This is a genomic window from Thalassotalea fusca (assembly GCF_053485835.1).
In genome coordinates this window covers 33,351-53,554 of record NZ_JBQRUN010000011.1, presented here as the reverse complement: position 1 = coordinate 53,554, position 20,204 = coordinate 33,351, and the positions used below count along the sequence as shown (strand labels likewise).

Here is a 20,204-nt window from a genome sequence, read left to right as displayed (position 1 = left end):
TATTACGTCATAATTCAAACAAACAATAAGAGAAAACACATGATTAGACATATTACATTATGGATTACAGCGAGTTTACTGCTGATAAGCCAATACGCACATGCGGGTGACAAAGAACTAGCACCACAATTACAGGTATTTGCACCATACCTAGGTACATGGCAGTCAACATTTGATACACCAGCAGGAAAACCGCCCGTGGTTGATGTGTCCATGTGGGAGCGTCATTTAAATGGAAATGCAATCAGAACATTACATTCAATTAATGACGGTGAGTATGGTGGTGAGTCAATTATCTTTTTTGATAAAAATCGTAATTCTTTAGTGTTTTATTACTTTACGACCGCTGAATTTTTTACCACTGGCACGATCGAAATGGTAAGCGATACAAGTTTTGTCGCCTATGAAGATGTAGAAGGGAATGCTGACGGTATTACAAAAGTTAAGTCAGTAAGTGAAATGTCATCTGAAAAGATGACCGTTTCTACGTCATATTTGAAGAAAGGGAAATGGACAGAGCCAGAGCGTCGTGTATACACGCGCAGTAGCAAATCTGTCATATTCAAATAATTCTAACCTTCAATGACTAATGAGACTGGGCGCCAATATACTTTTCGATAATTGTCTGGTCTCGTTTATCTGCCAAAAATGCCGCTAAAGCGTGATTGAATTCGTCGCGTAATTTTGCATTATGAAAACCAACGTATGCATCAACTGGTGGGATCAGGGCAAAATTTAACACTTTACTGGATACATTAGTATTCAGCCCTAGTTGCTCTTCATAATCTTTCAGATAATAGTAAAAAATATAATAATCAAGCACGACGACATCAACGCGGTCTGCCATAAGTAACGCTGGCAGTTTTGACATATCGTGGAATTCACGATAATAATTTTGTTTTGTCATTTCTATAAATTGCTCACCAAAATAACCTGTTGCCCCTTGAAATGTGGCTACACGTTGATTCTTAATGTCTGTGAGTTTTTCAAAACTGTATTGACGATGCTTTTTTGTGAAAACAGTGGGGCGATATTGAATAAAAGCGTCAGACAGATAGATGTTTTCTTTATCGGTTTCAAAAAATGTTGGTAAGAATAAGTCTGCTTGCTTGTTTAGGACCAATTGACGACCTCTTTTTAATGAGGCACACGTAATTTGCGTTTCAAAGCCTAAATTACTTAATACGGCTTTAGCAATGTCAATATCTATGCCCGATTGTGTTTTAGCAATCATATGTGGTGGCCCGTCATCACTCACCATGACAAGGCCTAGAGATTCTTGCGCGTAGGAAAAACTTGCTATGAAACAAAACAAGCTAGCCACCAATGGTTGTAACAACCATTGGTGGCTAGCTTGAAATTTATCAAAGAAGTGTAGTGCTGGCAAAAACGCTCCTCAAACGAGAGAATTATCTACTTCATCCACGCATAACTGATTTTAGTGAAAAACGTTCGTTCTTTTCGCTCTAAACCATTGAGAAAGTCATCTTGTACATTGCTGTCTGAATAGCCTAAGAAAAATACGGTTTGTGGATTCACTTTATAAGCATAGATCAGCTGAGTTGATAAATCTTTATTGGTTTTTGAAACGCCAATAAATGGATTGTTATCGGGATTTCTTTCGATATCGCTATGTACTAAATTAAGCTTCAAATAACTTTTAACGTCAAATTGATAGGTAAGTCTAAGCTCGTTCAGTGCAGCCTTATAGACATATTCAGCGCTCGCGTTTTGATGAGGTTTTGCATCTAATTGGCTGGAAGTAAAGAAATAATCTAACTCCAAATGTTTAGTTACATTGTAAGTGATATTTAGATCAAGCTTATAATGGTCGCCTAAACGATTATTTGAGTAGTCAATACGATCTCCCCACTCATATTTAAAATGCGTGTACAAATCAGCACGTGGCTGTAATGAGCCGTAGATATACATTGAATCTTGCTCGAACAATGTCGTGTTGTCATCGATGCTTAGCACTGATTCATCGTGGCGTAATCCTACTTTATCGGTACGATAAACATAATATTCGAAATAGGATAACATTGGCCCGTCAACGCCAATACCAGCTGCATAGGTTTTCTCGAGTAATTCACCTTGCTCATTGTGTTTGATGTGCCACTCGCCATACAAGGCTGTTTCTGTCCACCAACTGGCTTCATCCCCGTAAAAATAGTGCTCTACAATTGCTTCAGAAACTTCATAGTCGGCTCTTGGCATAAAGCCTAAATCAGCACGGAAATCTGTGCCAATCTGCTCATGGTTTAACGCTATGTTCCAATACTCAGATTCATGCAAGAATCCGAGTTTCATTGCTTGATCGGTAAAGCTACCATCTTTTTTAGTACGTAATACTTGTTCGGAGAAGTCACAATCGGCAAAATTACAATCTACATCGTCTGGTGCTTCACACGCGCCTTCACCTTCAGCGTAACAAAAATCTTTGAATAACGTTGATGGGTATTTTGATTCTGAGCTTAATAGTTGTGCGGTGACGCTATTGGACTCATCAAGTTTGTATTTGGTATCTAAGCCGAACACGTAATTGTGATATTCGTCAGCTTGTCTAAAGGTTCCAATGGTACCAATTGACCAGTCTTCATTAGCATCATAGCGATATCGCACTGAACCTGAATGACTTTCTATTCCTAAGCTGGCGATGTCTGAGCTTGTATTACCCGGTACTATAAAATTTGTTTCAGTGTCATGAGATACGAATATACCGTAGCTGTGTTTATCTTCAGTGCCTGTTAATTTAGCGCCGTAGTCAGGGTCTGCGATGTTTCGTGTATAAACCAAATCGTAGTTAGAACTAAAGTAGTCACTATTTTCTAGGAAAAATGGACGCTTTTCTTCAAAAAACAATGAAAAAGTCTTATTGATACTCAACTGGCCTGCATCTGACTCTACGGTTGAAAAATCAGGGTTTAGCGTTAGATTGAGTAAGGTATTTGAGTTAATGCCCCAACGTAAGTCTAAGCTGGCTTCAATATCATTTTTACTTTGCCAGTCTTGATCAGTGTAAACATTTCTGGTTTCGTGACGGTTTGCCACAAGCGCAGGGGTTAACATAATATTTTCCCCTACTTGAGCTTGTTCAAATCCCTCAAGTACTGGATATTGGCATAACCAGCATGCGTCGTCTCTGTTCAGCGGTACGTGTGATATACGTAGTCGGTTGTCGCGCGGGTACATGCGCAATAACTCAAATGCCCATTGCTTTGTTTCATTTTCGGCATCAAAGTTTAAAATGCGGTAGGGAATGGCGATCTCAACTTGAAAGCCTTTTTCGGTAATTTTACCGTAGGATTCCCATATGCCATCCCATGCAGTGTTTGACTCGCCCGTCATTACATTCTTGATGCTGTCGTTTTGAACGCCTAGGGCATTAACGAAGAATTCGTAGTTGAGTCGACGGTGGTTAAATGTATCGAGTTTAATGCCTACAATATCATCGCCCCATTTAGTATCACGGTCACCTAAAAAACTCTGAATTTTTGAAGGGTCAGGATCGTCCGCGATAAATGCGATGTATATGTACTCACCATTTTCGATGAGCATAGCGGTTGTTTTTACCGGGCTAGGCGTGTTTTCAAAGGGATCATTGACAAGGTTTAAGTCAAATTTGATTGCATCCTGCCACAATGCGTCATTGAGTTCACCGTCGATAACAGCTGATTGCGTCGTGCTTGGTGCTTGGTATCGTGTATGTTTGTCTGGTGTTTGCGCAAATGACGTCTGATGCGTAGACAGTATGGCGAGCAAAGAAGCTACAGCGCTATACTTCTTGATTAGAGACATCTCTTCTCCGTACTAAATTATTGTTATTAGTTTCCTTTGGCGGGATTGTGTCAGAGATTTGGTTGTAATACAATTTTTAGTGTTAACTATTTGTTAATGTCGCAGTTTTATTTCAGAAATCTAACTGCGACATGAAACGGAAAGGGAGCCGCTATTTCATCCAAGCATAACTAACCTTCATAAAAACGGTGCGTTGGTCTTGTTCAATATCACTAAACCTTTCACTACCACCGTAATGATCGGAATATCCTAAGTAGAATACCGTTTGTGGGTTTATCTTATAAGCATAAAGTAATTCTGTTGCCAAATTCTTACGGTAACGGTCTATTTCATGCGGTGCCTGATATATATAATTATTTGGATTACGGCTGGTGTTGTTATAAATGATGCTTAAGCGCAAAAAACTCTTCACATTAAATTGATAGGTTGTGCGCCAATCAAATAAACGCGCAATAAAAACATTGGCGTTGTCGGCATCAAGCTGTCGGTATGTTTGTTTTAACTTAAATTCAAGGTGTTGATTTACGTTCCAGTTTATTGAGGTATTTAGTTGGGTTAGCTCGCCTAATCTATTGTTGCGATAATCAATGGCGTCGCCAAATTTTACACTAGCATGTAAGTTTAGGCCGAGCGCCGGTTTAATGCTGCCTGACAGGTTGAATTGTTTTTCCGTAAACAGGGTAGTATTCCCCTTGATTGCTAAGTCGCTACCGTCGATACGACTGCCAACCAAATCTCGGTGAGAAAAAGCGACGCGTAGATGAGAGTTCATTTTAGCGTTGATTTGTGCACTAATATCAAACTCTTTTTCGATGAGTTCACCATTATCGTTATGGGTGATATCCCAGTCCGAATAAATCTTAAATTTATTCCAAAATTTTCCCGGTTGTGCATACCATTTACGTTCGCCACCAACAACAAATTTGTTGTAATCGACTTGCGTCATAAAACCTAAATCGCCACGAAAGCCACTATTTATCTTGTCGTAACTAACGCGATAGTCCCAATCGCTATCGCTGTGATAATAGCCTGCGCGTAGCGCATTCCCGCTAAAAGGCTTATCCATTTTTGTACGCAGCACTCGTTCATTAAATTCGCAATCATCGAAACCACACGCTATTTCATTGGGTGATCTACAGGCATCTGATTCGTCTGATTCACAAAATTGTTTAAACAAGTCAATTGGGTAATCAGTTGATGAATACAGTGATTGAAATTTGATGACATCAGATGTGGTAAGTCGTTTCCGCGCATCAATACCATGCACAACGTTGTCATAGCCTTCAGACTGACGAAGGGTGGATATCCAGCCAAATGTAGTGTTTTCATCGTAATTGAATCGGTAGCGAATTGCAGCAGCTTGTGAAGTATCATCAATTGTGGCTACAGATGAACTGCGGTTGCCCGGGATCAGTATATTAGTAGATTCATCGTCGGTGATAAACACGCCTAATGCGTGGTCACCTTGTCGGCCAGTCAGTTTCGCGCCATAACCCGGTGCATTAATATTGCGGGTATAAACAAGGTTAAAGTTAGTATCAAAATAATCTGCATTGTCGAGGAAGAAAGGTCTTTTTTCTTCATTGAATAAGGCAAAGTTATTATTAATGTCTAGCTGGGCACTGTCTGTTTCTATGGTTGAAAAATCGGGATTAATGGTCGCGTTGAGTAAGATGTCAGGAGTGATCCCCCAACGTACGTCTAAACTTGCTTCACTGTTATTGCTGCGCTCCCATTTATTGTCTGCGTTAAGGGATTCACTGACGCCTGTGACTAATGATGGCGTGACGATAAGATTGTCACCTTGTTTAGCGCCTTCAAATCCCGTCGCTGTAACGAGTTGGCAAATTTCACAATTATTGTTTCGATCAAGGTATATATTTGACAGCCTCAGGCGCTCGTCTCGTGGGTAAATTCGAAGCAGCTCAATTCCCCAGTCTTGTGGTGATGATGACTCTGCAAAATTAAGCATGCGATAAGGTAATGCCATTTCGACGACATATCCTTTATCGTTAATCTGGCCTGCTGCATGCCATATCCCATCCCAAGCATCACTTTCTTTTTTAGTGACTTCATTTTCGATGCCGTCAATTTTGACGCCCAGTGGATTAACTAAGAATCGATATGCGCTACGTTGGTCATTGTAGGTGTCTATTTTTATGCCTACGGTATCATCACCCCAAGCTTTATCTCTATCTCGCAAAAAAGCACGGATTTCTTCAGGGTGAGGATCTTCGGCCATAAATGCGATGTTAAGCGCGGAGCCATCATCAAAAATCAACGCCTCGGTGTATACCGGACTAACAATATTGTTATAGGGGCGCGTTACATTGTTAATGAGAATTTTCTTTGCGTTTTGCCATTCCGAAGCATTGATTTCGCCGTCTACTTCGACTTGATTATCTAGTCTGGGAATCGCCAATTGAACTGGAAAACTATCAGGGGAGTTGTAGCTATTGAACGCCAATGCCTGAGGGATAGTTGCGGACAAAATTGTAACAAGTGTTATTAATGACGATTTAACTCGCTTCATGCGGGCGATACCTCTATGTCATTGTTTTAATATGATGAACGAAATAGCTATGCTAAAAAAACAGCCTTAAGAGTCAATGTATTTACGATAACTGACATCGTTGATAAGACTAAATGAAACAAATTGCAAACAATTGATAACATGTTAACAAAGCCTTTCGATGGATAAACATGTAACCACGGTAAGAAAAAGCGTTTTATTCAACGGTTGATACGCATATAATTTCTAACACTCAATAGATTGGATAGAGGTAATGTAGTGATATTTTCCTGGCTGGATGTATTAGCAGTGGTTTGTTTTTTTGTATCTTGGTCTGGTTATACGTGGTTTGCACGTAAAAAGGCGAAAACGACTGATTGCATAGCGCGTTCATTGCATCAACATCGCATTCATTGGATGTATGAGCTGATGACGCGTGACATTCGAGTAGGGGACGCGGCATTACTCGCAAATCTTGAACGAAATATTGCGTTTTTTGCTTCAACTACATTACTGGTAATTGCGGGTGTTTTGACATTATTCGCGCAAGTCGAGAAGCTCGAAGAAGTTATCGCCTCGATTCCTTTTGCTGCTGATCCCCAACATGATCTGATTCAAATAAAACTTGGCTTGCTTGCTTTTATTTTTGTGCTGTCTTTTTTTCAATTTACTTGGTCAATGCGCCAGTATGGCTTTTTAAATGTAATGGTTGGTGCTGCACCAATAGATGAACCAGGTACTGATGAGGGCTTACGAAAGTATGCCAAACAAATGGCAGTTGTTCAGGATCAAGCTGCGCATTCGTATAACTATGGTTTGCGTTCATATTATTTCTCTATGGCAGCGCTGGGATGGTTTTTTCACCCGGTTTTGCTCATTGTAATGAGCCTCTTTATAGTTCACACACTTTATGTGCGTGAATTCAAATCGAAAGCCGTTAGAGCAATCACGGCTGGGCAAGGCTTGCTAAAAGCCAGTCGTTCAAAAAAGTATGACAATGAAGACTAACGTACACAAACATCAATATGCGGATTTAAAGCCGACTGATTTTGATAAATTTGACTGTGTCAAAATATCGCCAATTATATATCTCGCGCTGATGTTTGTACTGAAGGCATATTTAGTTTGGATATTAACCGTTACTAATATGCAAGATCGGGCTAGCATTATTCAATTTTTCTACCCTGATAAATGGGTATTTTTCGTTAATCTTGCTTCTGGTGCAGTTGGCATACTGGCACTTGTTGTGCTTACCTTAAGGCGACCAGATACTGCGCAATGGGTGAAATGGTTATGGCAAAGGTACAATTTACTAATAGTTTTTGCCCTAATTTTTGACTTATTGATAAATATTGCGGCAGTCTGGTTATGGAGTATAGGCAATTATCAATGGATTTTAACGACGTCAATCATTGCAGTACTTATCACGATTTGCTTATATAAGAGCAAACGCGTCAACATTAATTTGCAAGAATTTCCCGAAAAGCTACCTGAGTAGCTTGCGAGCAGGTGTTTAATTTAGAAAGGTCAACATGACAGATAAAGTAGAAGAACGACTAGTAGTACTCGATACGGAAACCACTGGTATTAACCCTAGAGAAGGGCATCGTATTGTAGAAATTGGTTGCGTTGAACTGATCAATCGCCAGTTAACGGGACGAACGTATCATGCTTATATAAATCCATTGTTTGAAATGGAACAGGAAGTAATCGATGTCCATGGATTAACCAATGAGTTTTTACGTGATAAGCCTTTGTTTGATCAGGTTGCCGACGAGTTTATTGATTTCATAAAGGGGGCAGAACTCATTATTCATAACGCGAAATTCGACGTTGGCTTTATGGATCATGAGTTTGGTATGGTTCCTCGTGGGTTACCAAAAACCGAAGACATTTGTACGGTTACCGATACCTTAAAAGTGTCAAAGGACGAGTTTGGGTCACCTAAAACACTTGATTATTTGGCTAAATTTTACCGCGTTGATGGCCTTATTGACCGTACCTACCACGGCGCATTAATCGATGCCCAGTTGCTAGCGTTTGTTTACATTGAAATGACACGTAAGCAATCGGCATTGAATCTTTCTGTTGGGGATGGTGGGGCTGACGGCGCAGATGCCAATGCCATTCGCCGCTTACCCGAAAATAGAGAAGCATTAAAGATTGTGCATGCTACTGCCGATGAATTAGAAAAGCACAAAGAAAGATTGGCAATTATTGCTGAGAAGGGGAGTTCGCCATTATGGGGCGAGTAGCGAAAAAAATTGGCGTTGGTATGGCTGTATTACTGTCGGCTATGTTAGTGACAGCGCAAGAGACAGAAGTGAAATATTATGAGGACACTAATGTCACCAATCAAATTCCGTTTTTTGAGAATCGATTTCGTATCGATGCTGAACTTGATGAGATAACCCTCATCTTTTATCGCCGCAGCGGTTCCACACCTATCATCCTTGTACGTCCTGATGGCAGCAAATTACGTATCAACAATTTACCCGATGACGGGAAAGTTGAGTGGTTTGACGATCGGACATTTGACATGATTAGAATTCGTCAACCTATGCCAGGACCCTGGCAAGCAGTAGGCGAGATCTTACCGAATAGTCAAATCATGGTGGTTTCTGACGTTATGCTTAAGGTGGATCCGCTTCCTGAACTCGTCATGTCAGGAGAGACGCTCAAAGTAGTAGCGCAGGTTTTAAACGGTGATAAGGTTATTGATGATCCTCTGTTTAACGCTGTTATTCATTTAGATATCGACTTTTTCAGTACCAATAACTCAAATTACGATAATTTTGGTTCTGATAATGTGCAAATAGGTTCTTTTAGAGATGATGGCTATGAATTAGATGAATATGCGCGTGATGGCATATTTACCGCGGAATTTGAACTGAATTTCGCTGCTGGTGAATGGGTACCTGTTTATAGCGTTAAAATGCCTATGGCGACAAGGGAATTACGTCAGCAGCCAGTGATTATTCAGCCTAACCCTATCACGCTTAGCGTGGAGACGACCACTGACGAGCTTTCAAGCCATAAGCTAAACATTCAAATCAATGAAGAATTAGTGTTGCCAGACACACTTGTATTTCAAGGCAGGATCACATTTCCGGATAAACAAACCGAACCGTTCTCTATTACAACAGGAACAGGCGCAGTGCGATTAAAGGAGATAGGTTATACAGAACCTGGTATTCATCGTGTTGTCTTAAATGCGTTTGGCCAAACTGTAGATGGAAGGGAGTTTAGGTTGGTTGTACCTGAGTACGCATTTAATGTGGAGCGTGTTGGTGGTCCATTGGTGCCAACATTGGATGAAAATGGTGAAATTGTTGCTGAGGGTGAAGAAGCTAGTAATATTGAGTCGCTTAAGAATGAAATAGAAGCCAATCAGCAAGCCCTGGAAGAGGCCTTAGCCGCTGCAAGAGAAATGCAGATTGCCAAAGCAGAAGAAAAAAAGTGGCAAAACATCACATTAATCGTAGTTGGCAACATTATTATCGTGTTAATTGCGGCAGTTGCATTCTTTGTTTTAAGACGAAAACGTAAAAATTAGTGGTAAAACGCCGGACAATTGTTTTGTTTTTCGGCGTTTTGGTTGGTATTTGCGCATATGACATTAAGTTGAAAAAAAAGTGTTGACGCCATGGATTTCTAACCGTATTATTCACGCCGCTTTCAACGACAAGCTGTTGAAACAGTAAAGTGATATGCGGAGTGGTAGTTCAGTTGGTTAGAATACCGGCCTGTCACGCCGGGGGTCGCGGGTTCGAGTCCCGTCCACTCCGCCAATTCATTTTACAGTTTACATCTCTGCGGAGTGGTAGTTCAGTTGGTTAGAATACCGGCCTGTCACGCCGGGGGTCGCGGGTTCGAGTCCCGTCCACTCCGCCACTTGATGTAATGTTTGTTAGTTGAAATTAAGCGAAATATCGCGGAGTGGTAGTTCAGTTGGTTAGAATACCGGCCTGTCACGCCGGGGGTCGCGGGTTCGAGTCCCGTCCACTCCGCCAACATCGCTTAAATTTATAAGGGAAGCCTTTAAACTTACCGTAGTTTGATAATTGTTCAAATTACACCCATAGCGCGGAGTGGTAGTTCAGTTGGTTAGAATACCGGCCTGTCACGCCGGGGGTCGCGGGTTCGAGTCCCGTCCACTCCGCCAATTATCTTATATACCCTTTTCTTGTTAATATCTCACTACTTTTCTGAATAATTCATCGCCTTATGCAGTGCTTTACTTGCTATTTTGTTATCAACACTTTTTATCCTGAATAAACCCTGTCATGATAAGCTTCAGAGTTTTTGTATCTTTGACTTCGTTGATAACGCACAAGGTTTTTTATGAAACATGCAGTTTTAGTTTTATTGTTAGGTATAACCGCCTGCTCACACACCACACCAATTGAGCGAGGTAAGCAAAGTTTCCATACTAAAATTGGCGATGATGGCAGTAAAACTTTTATTTATGGCATAGAGCTATCGCCAGAAGTGATTAGAGATACACTAAAGAGCAAGCAGCGAGAACTAGAACATTCTACGCAAAGTCGTTCTCAAAGAGGTGAGCAAAGTAAACGCCAATCTCCGTCATCCCGACGTGGTTCAAACAACAACGTTTTCGGCTTAGATAAGAAATCATTGCAGCGCCAACTCGATTTGTTACTACAAAAAAATCAATACTGTCGGGAAGGGTATATCGAACTTGATAGCTTTATTGATAAGACAAGCGCACATTTTCGCGGTGAGTGTAATGATAGCGCGACAGAGGCCGATAGGAAAAAGTTCGCTCATTTAACACGTTAAGTTTCTATAGTTGCTATTCTGCAACTTCTGATAATTTTTTCTATACTGTCATTCATAGGACAATGATTGACAGTAACAGAATCATGAAATCACCCGTCAATATGGTCGATGTACCTGCTGAATATGACAAGCCCTTTCCAACGCCGCTCAAACTCAAGCTTGGCAAAACGGAGTTGCGCCGCTTAGGCGAATATTTCAATTTAACGAAGATTGGGGTGAACCATGAAGTAATAATGCCTGGCGGCATGTCTGCGTTACGTCACTGGCATACTGATTCAGATGAAATTGTGTTTATTCTACAAGGTGAGGCTGTCTTAAAAACAGAGAGCAAGTCAATTGTGATGCAACAAGGAAGCTGCGTTGGGTTTAAAGCGGGTGACGCTAATGGCCACCACTTAATTAACGAAAGCGAGGAAGTTTTAATTATCCTTGTTATCGGCAATCGTTCCGAGCACGATCAAGTAATTTATAGTGATGATGATCTACAGTGGATTAAAGACGGTAATCACTATGTTGCGGCCAAAAAAGATGGCACGCCATACAATTAGCCAGTATTAATTTATGTTGCTTTTAAAGCAAGCCGTCGCAGGTCTATTGACCCAAGGTGGTGAATACTCCAACCGCCAACTCAGCCCATATATAGCAAAATAAACTCAATAATACTGCAGCGATAAGCCACTTTTTACTCGGATTAATCCTGCTTAGTATCACGAAGGCAAAACCCGTTGTTAAACAAAGTAGTGCCATTACTACAAAGTCAGCAAGCTGCCAGTTAACCTCACTGGAATACTGGTTTGCAATTAAAGGAATGAGCAACACGAACAAAGTGCCCAGAGCAAGCCTTAAAAAATCGTGTTTTTTCAGTGCCAATTTACTTGAGATTTGTGCCATATTTCACCTTTAGATTATGAGAAAGTGTTGTTAACTACTTATCTTGGTAATCAAGTGTATTTGTTTAATGCTTTGTGCTCAAACGATTAAAGTATTTCGCCCTATCTATAGCTTGATTATTGCTAACATATCTTCGTTGTCTTCATCCATTCCAACTTCAACAAAACCAAAGCTTGAATAAAATGTTTTTGCCACTGGGTTGTTTGGATTATAGCAAATCTCAATTTCTTTGAGATTCTTGTCGGTGGTTATTTCTTCAATAGCTAATGCAAGCGCCTTTCTGCCACAGCCATTATTCTGGAATGCTTGGTCTATCATGAAGCGCCAAATAGAGACTTTAGTCGGTGTTTCGTAGACCCACATCAAAAATCCAACAGGTATGTTTTCTTGGTAAATGCCACGTGTGATATAGCCTTCGTTATAGAAAGACTCGACCAGCGACCACATATTGCATGCAACATATGCTTGTTGTTCCTCTGTGACATCTAAATCACAGATAGCTTCATAATTGTCCTTATTAACGTCACGCAATGAGATCATATAATATCCTAATTATTGTTTGTGTTTATGTAGTAAATTGAGGCAAATAATTGATAATCAATATTTTATAAATAATTTACGCATTATTTATTACTCCCTATATCGGCCAGTTAGCAAATTTCAAATTAACACCTGTAATTGCCTGTCTTTTGATTCATGTTATATTGAACTTTACGTTAAAGTTAACTTTAAATGGTTTGGATGGATATTTCTAAGGTTGCAAAATTGTCTGGCGTTCCTGCTTCCGCATTACGCTTTTATGAGGAAAAAGGATTGATTCACTCAATTGGTCGTCACGGGTTAAAACGCAACTTTGCGCCTAGTATAATACCAAGTGAAATAAATATTTGACCAGTTCAGAGCTATGTCAGGGAAGTTAGAACAAAGCAAATTGATGCTGTTGTAGTCATTCTCGGTTTTGTCTCCTGAGTCACTCTACCTCCTGCATCCATGCAGTCGTCCATCAAAGAAATTTGTGAAGTTATCACTTTCCTGACAAGCTCCCAAGGGCGAGTTTAAAAGGCTTATATGCTGCGTTATTGATTTTGATAAGGTTCCTACATGGATGTAGGACATTAGGGCAACGCAGGACGCAGTTGCCGAGAACTACCATTAACTGCAATCAATGCCTTGCCTCTAAGCCTTTTAACTCTCGCTGAATGATCAAATATTTAATTCAATTGGTATAATAGACAGGTTGGCGCTAATTGCTCTTGGTCAGCGTGCGGGCTTATCGCTGGACGAGATTGGTCAAATGCTCACTAAAAAAGGTGCAGATATAGACCGTGACTTGTTGATGAAAAAAGCAGATGAGTTTGAACAGAAAATCCGTGAATTGACTGCAATGAGAGATGGGCTCAGGCATGCGGCCAAATGCACCGCACCGAATCACTTTGAATGCCCGAAATTCATGCGCCTCGTGAGCTTAGCTGCGAAAAAGAAAAAAATAACTGCTTGATGTTAAATCTGTTTCACGCCTATCGAGTTGAGACTGTTTATCATGCTTTGTGGTATGACCAGTTGTGTTTTTTAAACAACTGTCTTAGTATGAATTAGACTTAATCTAATAAAATGCTAACGGAGTAACTCATGTTAAGTTACAAAGCACCACTCACTGATATTCAATTCCTGTTTAACGATGTTTTTAAATTTTATGATCATTTTGCACAGTTTCCTGAGTTTGAGGAAGCGACACCTGATCTGGTTGATGCCATTTTTCAAGAGTGTGCAAAATTTTGTGAGAATGAATTGCTCCCATTGAATCAATCAGGTGACAAAGAAGGTTGTCACTTTGAAAATGGGCAGGTATACACGCCTAAAGGGTTTAAAGAGGCGTATGACCAATACGTGGCGGGTGGCTGGCCAAGTTTGTCGCATGCTGTAGAGCACGGTGGGCAAGGGATGCCGCCTTCTCTAGGATTGGTGAAATCTGAATTGATGGGGACGTCAAACTGGTCTTGGACTATGTATCCAGGCTTGAGTCATGGCGCAATGAATACGCTAGAAACCCACGGTACAGATGAACAAAAAGCGATTTATCTGACAAAGTTAATTGAGGGTGTTTGGACGGGTACTATGTGCTTAACTGAGCCTCAATGTGGTACTGATTTAGGTCAAGTCAAAACAAAGGCTGTGCCGAATGGTGATGGGACCTACAATATTTCAGGTACTAAGATATTCATATCTGCCGGTGAACATGACTTAACTGAGAACATTATTCATATAGTGTTAGCGCGATTACCTGATGCACCAGAAGGTACCAAGGGGATTTCGTTGTTTATTGTTCCTAAAATGTCGGTCGACGCAGAAGGCAACATCCAAGCAACCAATGGTGTTACCTGTGGGTCTATTGAAGAAAAAATGGGGATTAAGGCGTCCTCTACAGCCGTGCTTAATTTTGATAATGCACAAGGGGTGTTGATAGGTCCTGAAAATAAAGGACTAGAATGTATGTTTACCTTCATGAACACGGCGCGTGTTGGTACAGCACTTCAAGGTGTTTGTGCTGCAGAACTTGCTTACCAAAATTCGCTTAACTATGCCAAAGAGCGGTTATCTATGCGCTCATTATCAGGTACTAAAAAGCCAGATTTAGTGGCTGATCCTATTATTGTTCACCCTGATGTACGTCGAATGCTTATGACGCAAAAAGCCTTTGTTGAAGGGGGGAGGGCGATGATTTACTACGCCGCCAAACTCGTAGACGTAATAGAGACCTCAAAAGACGAAAAAGCTAAAAAGCGTGCAGACTATCGATTAGGCTTTGTCACACCAATCTTAAAAGCATTTTTGACCGAAATAGGTAACGAGTGTGCAAGCGAAGGATTACAGATATTTGGTGGTCATGGCTACATAAAAGAGTGGGGAATGGAACAAATCGTCAGGGATGTACGTATAGCTACACTGTATGAAGGTACCACAGGCATTCAAGCGCTAGATTTATTGGGAAGAAAAATTCTGTTAAGTCGAGGAAAATCGTTGAAGAGTTTTACAATGGAGGTTCTGGCGTATTGTAAAGATCATAGTATGATTTCAAGTAACCCTCATAAGCGTCAAATGAATCGGTTTATTTGGCCACTCAGTAAGGCCATCGCTAACTGGCAGCAATATTCTTTGCGTATAGCGTTAAAAGCGAAAAAAGATCGTGATTTTGTTGGCTCGGCATCGGTTGATTATTTGATGTACTCTGGTTATATCATGATGGCCTATATGTGGGCGCAAATGGCACAAACATCATATGAGAAACTGGCTGGCGAAGTAGAAAATAGAGATTTTTACCGAGCAAAAATCAAAACAGCTGAGTTTTACTTTGAGCGATTATTACCGCGCACTAAATCACTTGCAGCAACTATGATGGCTGATCCTAAAACGTTAATGCAATTGGATGATGAGCTGTTATCATTCTTGTAGATTGGCCTTTCGCATCTAATCCGCGAACCCTTGAAGATAGAATGTAGTTAGGGTTCGCTATTTAATTTTGTTCTCTTTTGACTTGCAAGCTACTTTGGCAATTCCAACCAAAATTTAATCTAGGAAGTTGTCACTTAATTCGTTAATATCTCGCCTTTGTTTTTTGATTTTGTGAAGGTTATGTCCCGCGTCATTATAATTTTGTCGATCTTTATCGGCGCTTTTCTCTTATTTCAAGTGCAACCGTTAATCGCAAAAGTAATATTACCAAGGTTTGGCGGCGGCGCGGCCGTGTGGACTGCGAGTATGCTGTTCTTTCAGGCGATATTGTTTCTTGGCTACTTGTATGCGCATCTGTTGACGCGTTGGCTACCTCCTGTAAAACAATGGATTACACACACTTTATTGATTGTGTTTAGTCTATACTGGTTACCTATTGGTGTTAAAACAGACACTTTCTACCTGATAGATGGAGCACCAGCGTTATCTATTTTTGTCACGCTATTTTCTGCGGTTGGCGTGCCTTATTTTATCCTGTCGTCAACAGGTCCTATTGTACAGCGATGGTTAACTTACTTTCATACCCAAACGTTACCCTACCGATTGTACTCTGTATCTAACATTGCATCGCTATTAGCCCTAATTAGTTTTCCGTTTTTTGTTGTCCCGTACCTTACCAGTGAGCAGCAGCAGGGAACTTGGACAGTGGGCTACGGTGTATTTGCTTGCCTCATGTTGGTTCTTCTATTTTCATTTTGGCGAAACAAAGGCGAGATTATTTCTACAGCATTTACTACCGAGGCACAGGATTCCGACAAACAGCCATTACCTTCATCTATTATCGCGTTATGGTTGGTGTTATCAGCGATAGGCGTCGTACTGCTGGTGGCAACAACGAGTGCAATGACCCAAAACGTACCACCGGTACCTTTTTTGTGGATTTTACCGTTAAGCTTATATTTATTAACGTTTATTATCTGCTTTCACTCCAGTCATTGGTATGTGCGTTGGTATTGGTTAAGCTTTTTTATTTTGGGTGCCTTACTTGGAATTTTAATGCACTTTATCGGCTCGCAGTTTGACATCGTGTCGCAAGTTCTTATTTATTCCAGTATTTTATTTTCGGGTTGTATGATTTGTCATGGTGAGTTAACGCGCATTAAACCGGGGGCACAGCACTTAACTTTGTTTTATCTAATGATGTCACTTGGTGGCTTCTTAGGTAGCGTTATCGTCACGTTTGTCGCTCCTCAGATTTTCGATTATTTTCTAGAATATCCACTGGCACTTATTACCGTGCTTTTATTGATAGCACTATCAAACACAGTGAAATTTGGCGAGCAAAATGCTAAACAAGCATGGGTATCTGAAGTCGCGTTATGCGTTGGCGTGTTGCTTGCTGTTGGCTTTTCGTTGTTAAATCAGCAGTATGTAAAACGAGATGTATTTAGCGCACGTAACTTTTATGGTGCGCTTAGTGTTAAAGACGTCTCTGTTAACGGTAAAACCGAGCGACGCCTAATTGATGGAACAACATCACATGGTACGCAATATATTGATGCTGACGAAATACACATACCGTTAAGTTACTATCGAGCACAAACTGGTGGTGCAATTGCGTTTGAAGCATTGGCAGACAATGTAACTAATGCTGGCTTTATTGGCCTAGGCGCAGGTGCTTTAGCAGCTTATGGAAAAGAAGGTGACTCGTTCTACTTTTATGAACTTAACCCTGCGGTACTGTCAGCGGCGCAAACTTACTTTAGTTACTTACGTGAGAGCAGAGCAGAAACTCAATTTACATTAGGCGATGGCCGTGTCTCACTACAACGAGAGCTTGATTCAGCAGTAAAACGTAATTTTGATATATTGGTCATCGATGCATTTTCAGGCGATAGCATACCTCAGCATCTCATTACAATTGAGGCAGTGGCTTTATACTTAGAACATTTATCAGAGCAAGGAATTATCGCGTTCCATATTTCAAATACGCATTTGAATTTGAAACCCTTAATTGTCGGTATCGCAAAAGCGCTTAAGTTGGAAGCTGTGTATTTTAAAAAATCCGGCGACCAAACGGGTGAGCATGATACAGAGTGGATGTGGCTGACCAATAACAAGCACGCACTGTCACATACCAGTGTTATTCGATTCGGAGAACGTATACTCCCACATGAAGATGGCATTGTATGGACGGATGACTTTAGTCCGTTGTTGTCCGTACTTAAGTAAACGCTAGCTCCTAGCAGCAAATGGCGTAAAGCCAATTGCTGCTCAGTATTCACGTATTAAAAGTTATTGGTGTTACCAATTCCCTATGTTTTCCATGTCTATCCATGGCTGCTTAGGAGGTAAGGCTTCACCTTTTTGTAGTAGTTCAATTGAAATGCTATCGGGGGACTTTACGAATGCCATATGGCCGCAACGAGGTGGGCGATTGATCGTAATGCCTGCATCCATTAGTTTTTGACAAGTTTGGTAAATATCATCTACCTCAAAAGCGAGGTGACCAAAACTTCTGCCTACATTGTATTGCTCTTCTGATTCCCAATTGTGTGTTAATTCAATTTCTGCACCACCGTGTTCAGCCGCAAGAAAGATCAAGGTGAATTTTCCTGCTGGGACATCTTTACGTCGAACTTCGTGCAAACCTAATAGGTCGACGAAAAATGCAAGCGATTCTTCCACGTTAGATATTCTTATCATTGAGTGAAGAAATTTCATTAAGTACTCCTTTGGGGACTGTATATAAATGCTTTTTTGAATAGCCACTGTATAGGTTTGTCCTTTGAGGTTAATATTCAAGGTACATCTGACAAATTGCTTAAATAAAGTTTCACTATTCAATAACTGATAGTCATGTTTAGATTTTTTGGAAATATGACTAACAATTGCGCTTACGTCTCGGGAATTGAGTATTCGATTAGCTCCTCAACATACTTATAATCATCTTGGATTTGCGTTAGCTTAATGAAATTTTTAATTGCTGGCGCATACCAATATATTTCTTCTGTGTCAGCACTATAACCTCTCGAATTTGTAATTTTACCTTTGTATCTAATGGTGTAAGCCATAAAGTTTCCAGCCGCTACTTTTTCTTGTTTGAAAGATAGCACTTGGGCTACTTGGCTGGTTTTGCCATCTGTACCATCTTGGCTTTGCCAGTGTTGTTCGTACGTCCATTTTTTCCCTACTTTTAGCGGCCAGTGGTATCGAGGAGTAGTGCTTTGATTGGGCGCAATCACATCTGTTAATAGAATTGAATGGTCGCCACTTTTTAAATGTAAGGCACCGTCAACACTCACTATTTCTTTGGTGTCTGTTCCTTTGGCACGTATTTCACCTTTAGACGTCACCCCTCTGTATTTCCAAATCCATTTTTCACCAACCTTATAATCTTCAAGTATTGGTTGCTGATGAGCTGCTTGTTGCGTAGCAACGGCATGGGCACTAAATGCCGTAAGTAAAACAAATATTACAGTGTGACTTTTCACTTTAAATTCTCCTTGTTCAGATTAAATCTATTCAAATTATAGTGGCAGTGTTCTTTGTGGATTTTGTGGCAAATCGACGCCTGCTAATTTAATGATTGCAGGGAAAAATGCATGACTAATACATGATTTTTAGTGACTTTTTGTGACATCTGATGGAATCCTTCTATTATTTGGCAGAACTGGAGATAAATTCTAGATCTATGTTTTACTAATAAGGAACATCGTGTGAATAGAAACACGCTTTATATAGGTAAAATCAATATTGTATGGTCAGTCAATTGATAAGTATGGTAAATAGGACAAATAGATTGACTTTGATGACGGTTAAGTGATTGTATAATTGCATAATGAAAAACATGGAGATTATTTTTCGTGTAAGTTGTCGAGGTACTAAATTGAGATTTGTTGTTGTATTACTAGTCTTATTTTCATGTTCACTAAGAGCAGAGCAATTACACTTTGTAGCAGAAGATCTTCCGCCTTATCATTTCATAGACAAATTTGGTCAAACTCAAGGTGTATTAGTCGATATAGTTAAAGCCGTTGCCAAACAAGCGAAAATTGAATATACCATCGAACTATACCCTTTTGCTCGCGCATTCAATCTACTTAAAGCCAAACCTAATGTATTAATGTTTTCACTACTTAAAAGCCCAAGTAGAGAAGAACAATTTATTTGGCTTGGGAATATTTTTCATAATGCCGCCTACTTAGTAGCACTAAAAGGCAGTAAGCCTCAGTTAGCTAATCTAGAGGAAGCTAAAGCTTACACAGTAGGAACGATTCGAGGCTATTATAGTGAAGTATACCTTCGAGAAGCTGGCTTTGAAGAGGGAGTAAATTTGTCGCTAAGTGTTAGGTACCAAGAATTATGGCAGATGCTATTTAACAATCGTATCGACTTTGTCTTAACGAATACGCTTTCTTTAAATAGCGAATTAAATAAATTGGGGCTCGATGTAATACGTATCGAACGAACGCTTGAGTTGACTGACTTTCCATATGAATTGCATCTTGCTGCAAACCTGTCGCTTGCCCCGTCAACCGCTAATGCATTACAACAGGCGCTGATAACCATTAAAGCTAACGGTGAATATCAAAAGATTCTAAAACAGTGGGACATACACTAGGGTAGTGGTCTGGTTTTTTATTACAACCAGCATGTAGTGAGCCATAATAAAGAGGTCAAGCTTGAATTGGAACAAGGCTAGGATTAGATACGCCAACTTAATCTAGTGACATTGCACAAAGCGGTG

19 protein-coding genes and 4 tRNA genes are annotated in these 20,204 nt (G+C 40.3%); 16 read left to right on the top strand and 7 right to left on the bottom strand.

Features of this window, described 5'->3' with window-relative positions:
- The first annotated feature begins 39 nt into the window (after positions 1-39).
- Complete coding sequence (locus ACSLUK_RS13825; protein ID WP_448549252.1) at positions 40-570, top strand: hypothetical protein; 531 nt, start codon at positions 40-42, stop codon at positions 568-570.
- A gap of 16 nt (positions 571-586) precedes the next feature.
- On the opposite strand, the gene ACSLUK_RS13820 is transcribed toward ACSLUK_RS13825, so the two are convergent.
- The 3 genes from ACSLUK_RS13820 to ACSLUK_RS13810 all read right to left on the bottom strand — a co-directional run bounded on the left by ACSLUK_RS13820 (position 587) and on the right by ACSLUK_RS13810 (position 6,331).
- A complete protein-coding gene (locus tag ACSLUK_RS13820) occupies positions 587-1,387 on the bottom strand; it encodes a substrate-binding periplasmic protein (protein WP_448549251.1) in 801 nt (266 codons plus the stop codon).
- 26 nt (positions 1,388-1,413) lie between these two features.
- Positions 1,414-3,798 (bottom strand): carbohydrate binding family 9 domain-containing protein, encoded by a 2,385-nt coding sequence (locus ACSLUK_RS13815; protein ID WP_448549250.1) that lies wholly within the window; start codon positions 3,796-3,798, stop codon positions 1,414-1,416.
- A gap of 151 nt (positions 3,799-3,949) precedes the next feature.
- Positions 3,950-6,331 (bottom strand): carbohydrate binding family 9 domain-containing protein, encoded by a 2,382-nt coding sequence (locus tag ACSLUK_RS13810; RefSeq protein ID WP_448549249.1) that lies wholly within the window; start codon positions 6,329-6,331, stop codon positions 3,950-3,952.
- 258 nt (positions 6,332-6,589) lie between these two features.
- Here ACSLUK_RS13810 and ACSLUK_RS13805 point away from each other — a divergent pair, with 258 nt between their 5' ends.
- The 10 genes from ACSLUK_RS13805 (at position 6,590) to ACSLUK_RS13760 (ending at position 11,661) form a co-directional block, all read left to right on the top strand.
- Positions 6,590-7,318: a DUF599 domain-containing protein gene (locus tag ACSLUK_RS13805; protein ID WP_448549248.1), complete on the top strand. Its 729-nt coding sequence runs from the start codon at positions 6,590-6,592 to the stop codon at positions 7,316-7,318.
- Positions 7,308-7,808: a DUF2919 family protein gene (locus ACSLUK_RS13800; RefSeq protein ID WP_448549247.1), complete on the top strand. Its 501-nt coding sequence runs from the start codon at positions 7,308-7,310 to the stop codon at positions 7,806-7,808. The genes ACSLUK_RS13805 and ACSLUK_RS13800 overlap by 11 nt, the downstream gene beginning before the upstream one ends.
- Positions 7,809-7,842: 34 nt before the next feature.
- Positions 7,843-8,565: a DNA polymerase III subunit epsilon gene (dnaQ, locus tag ACSLUK_RS13795; RefSeq protein WP_448549246.1), complete on the top strand. Its 723-nt coding sequence runs from the start codon at positions 7,843-7,845 to the stop codon at positions 8,563-8,565.
- Positions 8,553-9,866: a TIGR03503 family protein gene (locus ACSLUK_RS13790; RefSeq protein WP_448549245.1), complete on the top strand. Its 1,314-nt coding sequence runs from the start codon at positions 8,553-8,555 to the stop codon at positions 9,864-9,866. Before dnaQ ends, ACSLUK_RS13790 begins: the two co-directional genes overlap by 13 nt.
- 158 nt (positions 9,867-10,024) lie before the next feature.
- Positions 10,025-10,101, top strand: a tRNA-Asp gene (locus ACSLUK_RS13785).
- Between the two features lie 26 nt (positions 10,102-10,127).
- Positions 10,128-10,204 (top strand) — tRNA-Asp (locus tag ACSLUK_RS13780).
- 42 nt (positions 10,205-10,246) lie between these two features.
- A tRNA-Asp gene (locus ACSLUK_RS13775) sits at positions 10,247-10,323 on the top strand.
- 75 nt (positions 10,324-10,398) lie between these two features.
- Positions 10,399-10,475 (top strand) — tRNA-Asp (locus ACSLUK_RS13770).
- Between the two features lie 179 nt (positions 10,476-10,654).
- The gene (locus ACSLUK_RS13765; RefSeq protein ID WP_448549244.1) at positions 10,655-11,113 is read left to right on the top strand and encodes a hypothetical protein; all 459 of its coding nucleotides are present in this window, start codon (positions 10,655-10,657) and stop codon (positions 11,111-11,113) included.
- An 83-nt stretch (positions 11,114-11,196) separates the two neighbouring features.
- Positions 11,197-11,661, top strand: coding sequence for a cupin domain-containing protein (locus ACSLUK_RS13760; protein ID WP_448549243.1), 465 nt, complete (start codon positions 11,197-11,199; stop codon positions 11,659-11,661).
- Between the two features lie 43 nt (positions 11,662-11,704).
- On the opposite strand, the gene ACSLUK_RS13755 is transcribed toward ACSLUK_RS13760, so the two are convergent.
- Together ACSLUK_RS13755 and ACSLUK_RS13750 are read right to left on the bottom strand one after the other, a co-directional pair.
- Entirely contained in the window at positions 11,705-12,004 is a 300-nt protein-coding gene (locus ACSLUK_RS13755) for a hypothetical protein (protein WP_448549242.1), read from the bottom strand.
- Between the two features lie 105 nt (positions 12,005-12,109).
- Positions 12,110-12,544, bottom strand: coding sequence for a GNAT family N-acetyltransferase (locus ACSLUK_RS13750; RefSeq protein ID WP_448549241.1), 435 nt, complete (start codon positions 12,542-12,544; stop codon positions 12,110-12,112).
- Between the two features lie 192 nt (positions 12,545-12,736).
- Between ACSLUK_RS13750 and ACSLUK_RS13745 the strand changes: the two genes are divergently transcribed.
- The 4 genes from ACSLUK_RS13745 (at position 12,737) to ACSLUK_RS13730 (ending at position 17,686) form a co-directional block, all read left to right on the top strand.
- Positions 12,737-12,895 carry a MerR family DNA-binding transcriptional regulator gene (locus tag ACSLUK_RS13745; RefSeq protein WP_448549240.1) on the top strand — a complete coding sequence of 53 codons (159 nt, stop codon included), beginning with the start codon at positions 12,737-12,739 and terminating at the stop codon, positions 12,893-12,895.
- Positions 12,896-13,241: 346 nt separating this feature from the next.
- The gene (locus ACSLUK_RS13740; RefSeq protein ID WP_448549239.1) at positions 13,242-13,502 is read left to right on the top strand and encodes a MerR family DNA-binding protein; all 261 of its coding nucleotides are present in this window, start codon (positions 13,242-13,244) and stop codon (positions 13,500-13,502) included.
- 131 nt (positions 13,503-13,633) lie between these two features.
- Complete coding sequence (locus tag ACSLUK_RS13735; RefSeq protein WP_448549238.1) at positions 13,634-15,454, top strand: acyl-CoA dehydrogenase C-terminal domain-containing protein; 1,821 nt, start codon at positions 13,634-13,636, stop codon at positions 15,452-15,454.
- Between the two features lie 180 nt (positions 15,455-15,634).
- Positions 15,635-17,686: a spermidine synthase gene (locus tag ACSLUK_RS13730; RefSeq protein ID WP_448549237.1), complete on the top strand. Its 2,052-nt coding sequence runs from the start codon at positions 15,635-15,637 to the stop codon at positions 17,684-17,686.
- 72 nt (positions 17,687-17,758) lie between these two features.
- Here the strand turns inward: ACSLUK_RS13730 and ACSLUK_RS13725 are convergent, their stop codons facing one another.
- A complete protein-coding gene (locus tag ACSLUK_RS13725; protein WP_448549236.1) occupies positions 17,759-18,178 on the bottom strand; it encodes a VOC family protein in 420 nt (139 codons plus the stop codon).
- 173 nt (positions 18,179-18,351) lie between these two features.
- Entirely contained in the window at positions 18,352-18,948 is a 597-nt protein-coding gene (locus ACSLUK_RS13720) for a hypothetical protein (RefSeq protein ID WP_448549235.1), read from the bottom strand.
- A gap of 395 nt (positions 18,949-19,343) precedes the next feature.
- On the opposite strand from ACSLUK_RS13720, the gene ACSLUK_RS13715 reads away from it, so the two are divergent.
- Positions 19,344-20,078 carry a substrate-binding periplasmic protein gene (locus tag ACSLUK_RS13715; RefSeq protein ID WP_448549234.1) on the top strand — a complete coding sequence of 245 codons (735 nt, stop codon included), beginning with the start codon at positions 19,344-19,346 and terminating at the stop codon, positions 20,076-20,078.
- The last annotated feature ends 126 nt before the right edge of the window (positions 20,079-20,204 follow it).

Excerpts from the sequence above, each read along its gene's own strand:
- ACSLUK_RS13825 (WP_448549252.1), top strand. The coding sequence starts at position 40 with ATGATTAGACATATTACATTATGGATTACAGCGAGTTTACTGCTGATA.
- ACSLUK_RS13815 (WP_448549250.1), bottom strand. The coding sequence starts at position 3,798 with ATGTCTCTAATCAAGAAGTATAGCGCTGTAGCTTCTTTGCTCGCCATA.
- ACSLUK_RS13810 (WP_448549249.1), bottom strand. The coding sequence starts at position 6,331 with ATGAAGCGAGTTAAATCGTCATTAATAACACTTGTTACAATTTTGTCC.
- ACSLUK_RS13800 (WP_448549247.1), top strand. The coding sequence starts at position 7,308 with ATGAAGACTAACGTACACAAACATCAATATGCGGATTTAAAGCCGACT.
- dnaQ (WP_448549246.1), top strand. The coding sequence starts at position 7,843 with ATGACAGATAAAGTAGAAGAACGACTAGTAGTACTCGATACGGAAACC.
- ACSLUK_RS13790 (WP_448549245.1), top strand. The coding sequence starts at position 8,553 with ATGGGGCGAGTAGCGAAAAAAATTGGCGTTGGTATGGCTGTATTACTG.
- ACSLUK_RS13765 (WP_448549244.1), top strand. The coding sequence starts at position 10,655 with ATGAAACATGCAGTTTTAGTTTTATTGTTAGGTATAACCGCCTGCTCA.
- ACSLUK_RS13760 (WP_448549243.1), top strand. The coding sequence starts at position 11,197 with ATGAAATCACCCGTCAATATGGTCGATGTACCTGCTGAATATGACAAG.
- ACSLUK_RS13755 (WP_448549242.1), bottom strand. The coding sequence starts at position 12,004 with ATGGCACAAATCTCAAGTAAATTGGCACTGAAAAAACACGATTTTTTA.
- ACSLUK_RS13750 (WP_448549241.1), bottom strand. The coding sequence starts at position 12,544 with ATGATCTCATTGCGTGACGTTAATAAGGACAATTATGAAGCTATCTGT.
- ACSLUK_RS13745 (WP_448549240.1), top strand. The coding sequence starts at position 12,737 with ATGGTTTGGATGGATATTTCTAAGGTTGCAAAATTGTCTGGCGTTCCT.
- ACSLUK_RS13735 (WP_448549238.1), top strand. The coding sequence starts at position 13,634 with ATGTTAAGTTACAAAGCACCACTCACTGATATTCAATTCCTGTTTAAC.
- ACSLUK_RS13730 (WP_448549237.1), top strand. The coding sequence starts at position 15,635 with ATGTCCCGCGTCATTATAATTTTGTCGATCTTTATCGGCGCTTTTCTC.
- ACSLUK_RS13725 (WP_448549236.1), bottom strand. The coding sequence starts at position 18,178 with ATGAAATTTCTTCACTCAATGATAAGAATATCTAACGTGGAAGAATCG.